The 8,700-nt window shown below is 49.7% G+C and carries 6 protein-coding genes and 1 rRNA gene; 6 read left to right on the top strand and 1 reads right to left on the bottom strand.

The features are described 5' to 3' along the window. Window positions 1–95 (bottom strand): 16S ribosomal RNA (locus tag ABEB26_RS23355); the annotation flags it as partial. A gap of 592 nt (window positions 96–687) precedes the next feature. Between ABEB26_RS23355 and ABEB26_RS23350 the strand changes: the two genes are divergently transcribed. The 6 genes from ABEB26_RS23350 to ABEB26_RS23325 all read left to right on the top strand — a co-directional run bounded on the left by ABEB26_RS23350 (window position 688) and on the right by ABEB26_RS23325 (window position 8,438). Then, complete coding sequence (locus ABEB26_RS23350) at window positions 688–2,724, top strand: hypothetical protein (RefSeq protein WP_345724504.1); 2,037 nt, start codon at window positions 688–690, stop codon at window positions 2,722–2,724. Beyond that, a complete protein-coding gene (locus ABEB26_RS23345; RefSeq protein WP_345724503.1) occupies window positions 2,718–3,557 on the top strand; it encodes a class I SAM-dependent methyltransferase in 840 nt (279 codons plus the stop codon). The genes ABEB26_RS23350 and ABEB26_RS23345 overlap by 7 nt, the downstream gene beginning before the upstream one ends. Continuing rightward, window positions 3,557–4,663, top strand: a complete 1,107-nt coding sequence (locus ABEB26_RS23340) for a glycosyltransferase family 4 protein (protein ID WP_345724502.1) — start codon at window positions 3,557–3,559, stop codon at window positions 4,661–4,663. Before ABEB26_RS23345 ends, ABEB26_RS23340 begins: the two co-directional genes overlap by 1 nt. Before the next feature lie 204 nt (window positions 4,664–4,867). Then, window positions 4,868–6,304 carry a DUF2079 domain-containing protein gene (locus tag ABEB26_RS23335; protein ID WP_345724501.1) on the top strand — a complete coding sequence of 479 codons (1,437 nt, stop codon included), beginning with the start codon at window positions 4,868–4,870 and terminating at the stop codon, window positions 6,302–6,304. A gap of 252 nt (window positions 6,305–6,556) precedes the next feature. Further along, window positions 6,557–7,780, top strand: a complete 1,224-nt coding sequence (locus ABEB26_RS23330; protein ID WP_345724500.1) for a glycosyltransferase family 4 protein — start codon at window positions 6,557–6,559, stop codon at window positions 7,778–7,780. After that, window positions 7,770–8,438 (top strand): class I SAM-dependent methyltransferase, encoded by a 669-nt coding sequence (locus tag ABEB26_RS23325; RefSeq protein ID WP_345724499.1) that lies wholly within the window; start codon window positions 7,770–7,772, stop codon window positions 8,436–8,438. The genes ABEB26_RS23330 and ABEB26_RS23325 overlap by 11 nt, the downstream gene beginning before the upstream one ends. Window positions 8,439–8,700: the final 262 nt, after the last annotated feature.

Below are 8,700 nucleotides of genomic sequence, written 5' to 3'. Positions count from 1 at the left end.
GCCGTGCGCCACTCATTCCGAAGAATGCGTTCGACTTGCATGCATTAGGCACGCCGCCAGCGTTCGTCCTGAGCCAGGATCAAACTCGCCGACAAGTGACCGTGGTCACTGCGTGTTCTCCTTGTTTTACGAGCCGGAGAACGGTGGCTCTGCTTGGTAGATTAACAAACCAATTGCATTGACGGTGACAAAAAACAAATATTATTATGATGCATGGAATGTGCTGCGGACGCAGCACCCATCAGTTGGAAAGGTGCAGTTTTGGCGATAAAAAATCCGCAGGTTCATTTTACTAACCAAACGGAAGTTTGTTGCCAGTTGTTTGATGTTTATCTCACATCGTTGCTATCAGTCGATAGCCCGTGAAGTCTACCACATTCAATCGTTCTTGTCAAACCTTTGTTTGTGGTTGATTTCGTTCGGTTTATCGCGTCGTGACTGTATTTGAGTCATTCGTTGACAGCCCGTGAAGTCTACCACATTCAATCGTTCTTGTCAAACCTTTGTTTGTGGTTGATTTCGTTCGGTTTATCGCGTCGTGACTATATTTGAGTCATTCGTTGACAGCCCGTGAAGTCTACCGCAGATGGCCTCGCTTGTCAAATTGGTTGCAAAGGTAGGGTGATCGCCTATAATTGCTCAGCAAAATATGAGATTAAACACCTTTTAGTGATTGAGTGATAACGCATGCAATTGGTTGGTTCAACGCTTTTTCGAGATCGATCATCGATTTTTGCCGAGTCATGGCGTACCTGGCTCGCGGCAGTTGGTGGCTTGGTGCTTTGGGCAGTATTGCTCTTAACAATGACCTATCAGTGGCAAGCTCAAGCCACGATTACGCTTGGCGATTATTATGATCCACCCTTTCTGCAAGGCAATTTCTCGCCTAGCGAGGTCAGTCAGGGCAATAATCGTTCGTTTCGCTGGACAACCGGTGAGGCTACGGTCGCAGTGCCTTTAGCTGGACGTGGCAGCTGGACAACGAAAATCGATTTGTTAACTCAACATCCTGATGCTAGCCCGGTTGAGGCAACGCTGAATTTTGCACCGAATGTCGCCGTGGCACTGCCAGATAGCAATGAGACGCGAATTATTCATGCCTTTATTCCAGCTACCGCAACCAGCAATGGTAATCTGGCAATTGGGCTGAATTCAAATCTATATCAGGAGCAAACAGCAAGTGCGCGAACACTGGGCGTAGCTTTATTCAATGTGGATATTGCTTCAACGACAGGCCGCCCTTGGCTACCACCATTGATTGCAGTGGTTTTGTTCAGCATTATTTTGCTTGGCATCGCTGTCAGCATTCTGCTAACTGGGATCAATTGGCCTTGGGCGGTTGGGATTAGCGCGGCAATTGGCATTGGTTTAGCACTGCCAGTGATGTTGGCACGTGTGCCACATACCTTTTGGTTACCAAATTTGGCGGTGCTGGCAGTTTTAAGCGTTGGTTTAGTTGCCGCACTCGGCAAAATTGTGCCATGGTTGATGCGCAAGGGAGGCATCGAATTAGAGCCACAAACCTTGACGATTTTGCTTGGCTTATTTTTATTTGGCTTTTGGGTCAAAGCAGCAGGTCAAGTCTATCCATATATGATTGCGATCGATATTCATTGGCATATGGAGCGAGTACGCTGGATATTGGATGGTCGCTTGGCTGAAATGTACAAGCCAGGTGCATTCAATGAGTCGGTTATGCCTGAAAAGGAATTCGGCAAGGATCGGCCAATTATTCCGTATTCGCCGTTTTTCCATATTTTTGCAACGTCGTTTGCCTTGTTGCCCTTCCAAATGGAGACAACTGCCAAGGTATTTAGCTCAATCATCGATTCGAGCTATATCTTTTTGATTTACTTCTTTGCCCGTTCGTTTGATTTCTCGCGGCGGGTCGGGTTGCTAGCTGCGGCATTCTATAATGTTGTGCCATTAACCTATTTGCTGCATTCATGGGGCAATGTGCCAACCACCTTCGGGATGTGGTGGACATTTATGAGCATTGCCTTCATCATCGGCGCTTGGGGCAAGCTTAATCAACGCAAGGTTTGGTGGAGCTTCGCCGCCTTGTTAACTGTAGCATTTTTGATGTACACGGTGATGGCAGTGTTCTTGGGCTTGTTGCTGTGTATTTGGATGAGCTATATCGCGATCACCAAGCGCAGCGAACGCCGCCAAGCCCGTTCAGTGATCATGGCAATGTTGGTAGGGGTGCTTGGTTCAACCATTGTTTATTATGGCTTGTATATTCCAGGCATCATCGAAAAAACCATTCCCTACTTCACCACAACTTTTACTGAAGGCCAAGAAGCCGTCGGCGCAATTCAATATCAACCAACAGCCTACGATAATTTTCTGGCGTATCGCACCCGTTTATGGAACCATGGGTTAATGATTCCATTCCTGCTGTTGCCATTTGCCTTGTGGGTAATTGCCCGTTTGCGCACGCACCAACCTGAAACTCGTTTGTGGATGGGTTCGATTTGGATGTGTGCGATGGTAACCGTCTCGTTACTATTCACCGTGATTGATCGCAATGTGCCGATGGTCGATAAACATATTATTTTCTTGATTCCAGTCTGGGCGATTTTGATGGCAATGTTGATGGATATGGCGCTCAAACGTTGGCGCTGGAGCAGCATTCTGTTTGGCTTGGCCTACCTTGGGCTATTTGCTATGTCAATTGAATTATGGACACGGCGGATCGCAACGGTGACACAAGTATGGTAGTTGATCCAAATGAAACAGCATTGATCGAGCAAATCGATCGCTGGGTTGAGCCGATGCGTTGGCGACCCGATTACAGCACTTGGCGCGAAAAACGCATTTGGCAAGAGCGTTATCAAGCCGAGCGTTTAGCATTAATCGAGCGTTTTGGCGGCGATCTGGCTAACACTCGCATTTTAGAAATTAGCTGTGGCATGGGCGGCACGCTGGTGGCCTTGGCCCAAGCTGGTGCTCAGCCAGTTGCGACGGAATTTAATCGTGATTATTGCCAAATTAGCAAGCATCGCGCAGCCCGTTATGATCTCAATGTGCCAATTTTGAACGCGGTTGGCGAGGCGATACCGTTTGCCGATAATAGCTTCGATTTGGCAATTTGCTGGGATATTGTTGAGCATGTGCAAGATCCTGCGGCGATGTTAGCCGAGTTGCGGCGGGTGATTCGGCCTGGTGGTCGGGTGCTACTCACGATTATCAACCGCTGGGCGTGGCGCGACCCACACTACCATATTCGTGGAATCAATTGGTTGCCGCGCAGTATGGCTGATCGTTTGGTTGCCACGCGGCTCAAAACCAAACAAGCGATGGGTTTGCAAGATCGCCAGCGTTTGAGCGACATGCATTATTACACGATGAATCAATTCCGCGATTTGGCCCAACAGTATGGCTTTAAGGTTGCCGATATGGAAGCCTTGGATATTCAGCATGGCAACAAACGCCGCGCCAAAGGACTCAAAGGCCAATTGCGCGATCTGGCCTATCGGCTTGGTTTAGGCCTGCCTGCTTATTATTTTTATCGCGATTGGGTCAAGGGAACCTACGAATTGGTGCTGTGGTAATGCATATTATTCACTACAATCTGACCACCACCAGCAAAGTTGGCGGGGTTGAGAGTTTTGTTTGGGAATTGGCTCAGCAGCAAGTTCGGCTCGGCCATCGGGTGACGATTGTTGGTGGTCAAGGCCCAATTCAACGACCAAACCAAGGCTTGCGAGTGCTAAAATTCCCGTTTATTGATCGGTCACGGTTGGCTTGGGGGCCGTTGCGTCGGGCCTATGCTTGGCGCAAATTGGCCGAACGCTTGTCGTTGCTGCCACGAGCCTGGCCAATTTTAAAAACTGCCGATTTGGTGCATATTCACAAGCCATATGATTTGGTGGTGGCTCCGTTGCTCAAACGTCATGGCATTCCCACGGTCTATCACGGCCATGGCGAAGATTTTTTTCGTGGCGATGACCAGCTTATACAGTCAGCCGCCGCGCTGCTTTCATGTTCTAGCTACAATGCCCAAACTTTGCAGCAACATTATGGGCGCACGGCCAGCGTGGTCTATAACGGCGTTGATCTTGAGCATTTTCGACCTTTGGCGGCTGAACCGACATTACGCCAAGCAATCGCTGGAGATGCCCAATGCTTGCTCATGCATCCTGGGCGCATGATGCCGTGGAAGGGACAGCGTGATGCAATCACAGCCTTGAGTTTGCTTGACCACACGTATCATTTGGCCTTTTTAGGCGATGGCGAAACCCACCAAGCATTGGCTAATTATGCCCAACAATTAGGGATTGCCGAACGTGTGCATTTTCTTGGCACAATTGCCCACAGTGAACTGCCGCGCTATCTGGCCTGCGCCGATTTGGTACTTGGTACAAGTTATACATCAGAGACATTTGGTATGGCCTTAGCCGAAGCCCAAGCCTGTGGTCGCCCCGTTATCGCCTCGTCGTGGCGTGGTTATGATGATGTGGTGCAAGCTGGCAGCACAGGCGAACGCTTTATCGCCCAAGATCCAGCCGATTTAGCTCGCGTTATCAGCCAACTTTGCCACGATTCAGCCTATCGTGAGCAACTAGCGTGTGCTGGTCGCCAACGAGTGCAGCAGCTGTTTCCGTGGTCGGCAGTCGCCGAGCGAGTTGAAGTGGTTTATGAGGGGTTAAGGCTATAGGTTATTGGCTATTTGGTTTATAGCATTAAGATTCCCTCACCCCCAACCCCTCTCCCACTGCGGCAGGCGAGGGGAGCACTACTGATGGTTGCCCCTCGCCTGCTGGGCGGGAGAGGGGGTCAGGGGGTGAGGGATATGTATCATTGCTAATCCAATGAACCATTACAGATAGCCATCAGCCTATAGCCTCACAATGGAACAACAATGCAACGATTTTTTGCAACTATCGATACATATGCTAAAACCCTACTCACAGCAATGATTGTGGGTTATATCGGGGTTTTCGCCACACTATCGTGCCTGAAACTGGCCTGGTTTCGCCAAGGCTTCGATATGGCGGGCAACGAGCAAACGATTTGGAATACCTTGCATGGGCGGCCATTCCAAATTTCGGTGTTTGCCATGATGCGCTACGATTTTGATGATGGCCCTGTGTTATTGCAATTGCTCTTAGCATTATTATATGGTCTGTATCAATCACCTTATACGTTGCTTGTGCTACAAACAATTGCTTTGGGCATGGCTGCTTGGCCATTGTATTTGATTGTGCGCGATCTTTTGCCAAAACCATGGCATGCGTTAGTGATTGCTGCAATTTATTTATTGCATCCCACAACTCAGCATATCAATATGTATGAGTTTCAATTACGTTCATTTATGATTCCGTTTGCCTTAGCAGCGTTATTGTATTTGCGGCGTGAACGCTTGGGATTGTATTGTTTATTTCTGTTTCTGATGATGTGTACCAAAACTGAGGCAGGCTTTACGTTAATCGCCTTTGGTTTGTATGCAGCGTGGCAGCGCAAGCCTTGGAAATTCATCGTCTTTCCCTTGGCGGTAGGGCCAGCTTGGGTTGCGGTTGCTTTAGGCGTAATCGTACCAGCCTTCAGTGAAGGCGATTTTATTGCCAATATCTATAGCTATGGCAAGCTTGGAAAAAATGTTGGCGATGTGATTACGACCATGCTGACTAACCCAGCCCTTGCTTTGAGCGTTATGACTGAAGCTCCAAAGCTCAAATATTTGTGGCAATTGTTTGGGCTTGGTGGATTTTTGGCCTTGCTCAGCCCAACTTTGCTGTTGGCTTTACCCGTTTTGGCGCTTAACCTAATCTCGCCCAACGCGGTGCAATTCAGTCTGAATTATCAATATGGCTCGTTAGTTTATCCATTCTTGATCGTAGCTTCGGTCGAAGGCTTGCTGAATCTCACCCGCTGGACAATTCGCAACCGGCAATGGCGCGAACGCGTGGTGCATGGCGCGGTGCTAGGTTTATTACTAATTGGCATTATCGGCAATTTGACCTTGAATAATGTGGTAAAAACGGCTTTGAGCAACCGCGAAAACCCAACGCGGGTCGCTGATGCCCGGACAATTTTGGCCCAAGTGCCCGCTGATGCTGCGGTTGCAGCTAGCACCTTTCTTGCACCTCACCTCGCCCAGCGCCAAGAAATCTATTTCTTCCCAGGCAATAAATCGTATCCTGCCGAATATATCGAGCGAGCCGAGTATTTGGTGTTTGATCGGCGGCCACCAGGCAATAGCGCCGAAACTCGTGCTGCAATCGAGCGCTATTTGAACGATCCTGCATGGGTGATTGTGGCCGAGGCTGGTGATTTTGCCTTATTGAAGCAGCAGTAACGAAACCACGAAGGACACGAAGCGCACAAAGGGGCTAGAATTCAGGAACTAGAGGTCTGTTTGTTTAACGCAGAGGCGCAGAGAACGAAAGAATGAGGGATGAAAATGCGGCAGGATTAGAACTTAAGACATACAGAAATAATCTGATCAATCTGTGCTCATCTGTGGCTAAAACATTCTTCGTGCGCTTCGTGTTCTTCGTGGATCAAAAGCTCCTGATCCCCGATCCCTAAAACAAATAAGGATAGATCGATGCAAATTTTGATTGTTGGGCTGGGCGGGGTAACCACAACTTTCCGCAACTGGCCTGAGCGAATTTTGGCGCTCGGTTTGGCTCAACGCGGCCATGCCGTTCGCGCCATTGGAACTCATGATCCCAAACGACCTGCCTTGGCTGCCCGCAATGAAATCATCGAGGGCGTGACGGTGCAGCGCGTACGTTCGGGCTACGCTCCTAATCGCGAGTTGTACCAAGCCTTGGAACACGGCCCCAAGCCAGATTTGATTCATTTTATGCATCCGCGCAATGTGCTGGCCGCCCAAACCAGTGCCTGGGCCAAACAGCACAACATTCCCACGGTTTATACATGGTTAGGGCCGTATCACGATGCCTATTTGGTTGATGATCGTGAGCGGCCATTTGAAACGACCATCCACTATCAACGGCCAATTTGGACCAAACAGCAATTTTGGCAACGGATCAAATCAGCCCGTTCGTGGCGCACAATGCGCGACCATCTGCGCAATTGGCGGTTACACCGACCGTTGTGGGAAGCTGATCAGCTGATTCCTTGCTCGCAATTCGAGGCCGATGAACTTAAACGCATGGGTTTGCAGCAAACTTCAAGCGTGATTCCCTTGTGGATTGATGATTCAGCGATTCAGACAACCCCAGTTGTTTTACCTGATTTGAATATAAGCCGCCCATGGATTTTGTTTGTCGGCCAATTGACTCCGCGCAAGGGCTACGATTTGGCTTTGCGGGCCATGCCAGCAATTTTGCAGCAATATCCCAACGCCAATTTATTGATGGTATCGGGAATTAACCACGCTGAACGGGCTGAAGTCGAGCGGATCGCTCAAGAACTGAATATCCAGCAGCAGATTCACTTTTTGGGGCGGGTCGATGATGCAACCTTGGTCAATCTTTTTCGCCATTGCGATGTCTATCTCACACCAACCCGCTACGAAGGCTTTGGTTTAACCTTGCTCGAAGCCATGGCGGCTGGTGCTCCCTTGGTTGCCAGCGATATTCCAGTGGTCAACGAAATTGTGCGCCATGGCGAAAATGGCTTACTAGCGCCCTACAACAATCCCGAAGCCTTGGCAGCAGCTGCCAATTTGATCCTTGGGCAACCGCGTTTAGCCGCCAAACTGCGCAGCGGTGGGCAGCAAACATGCGAGGTATGGTATAATCCGGCCCGATGGACGACCGCCTTAGAGCAGGTCTATACGCGAGTAATCAATGAGCACTAAGATCGACGAAACGAGCTATTTTGCGCCGCAGGTCAGCAAATCCGACCGCAAAATTGCCGTGCAATACCGCCGTATGTTTGCGTTTGGTGGCTTAGCCAAGCACTTACCCCAAGGGCCAGTACTCGATGTGGGTTGTGGCGCGGGGCCAGGGTTGCGCTATATTCGCAGCCGTGGCGCAACCGCAATTGGCGTAGACCCCAGCATTTATGCCTTGCGCGAAGCAGCCAAATTGATTCACGTCGATCTGGTGCAGATGGATGCTGCACCGCGTTTTCCGTTTGCCGACCAAACCTTTGGCATGGTGCTCGCCAACGAGGTAATTGAGCATGTACCAGATGGGGTAGAATTTCTGCTGGAATGCGCTCGGGTGCTGCAACCTGGCGGCATGGTCTTTCTGACGACACCTAATCTTTGGGATATTCGGCGAGTGCTGGCTCCCTTGGTTGGTAAAGTTTGGTCGGGCGATACCGACCCCACCCATATTAATTTGTATACCCCTTGGCGCTTGCGAAACGATCTCAAAGCCGCTGGATTTAAACAACCACGGATCAAAACTGGCTTTAAACCAATTCGCTGGTTGCCACCACATCGCAACCCGCTTGCTATTCCCTACCCACCCTTGATCGGAAATGGGATGGTAGCCACTGGAGTACGTTAAGTGCAATCGAACAAACCGCAGCGAAGCCTCACCAGTGAGGTTTGGAGCGCAACGCTTTGGAATACGCTGCTGTTTCCAGCCCGCTTTTTAGTTGGCATCATCACCAGTGTAATTTATTACGGGCGGCTTGCACCTGAGCAGGTCGCTTTGATTTTTCTCCTCACTAGTTTGGCCGCTTCAATTGGCACCTACGCCGACCTTGGAATCGAGCGCAGTTTGCCGCGCTTCATCCCTGAAGTTGAAAAACGCCAAGGTCGCCAAG

The sequence above is a fragment of the Herpetosiphon gulosus genome, from assembly GCF_039545135.1.
GTDB classification, from domain to species: Bacteria; Chloroflexota; Chloroflexia; order Chloroflexales; family Herpetosiphonaceae; genus Herpetosiphon; species Herpetosiphon gulosus.
Note: the sequence above shows the minus strand (reverse complement) of the source record. Positions and strands in the feature narration are given on the sequence as shown.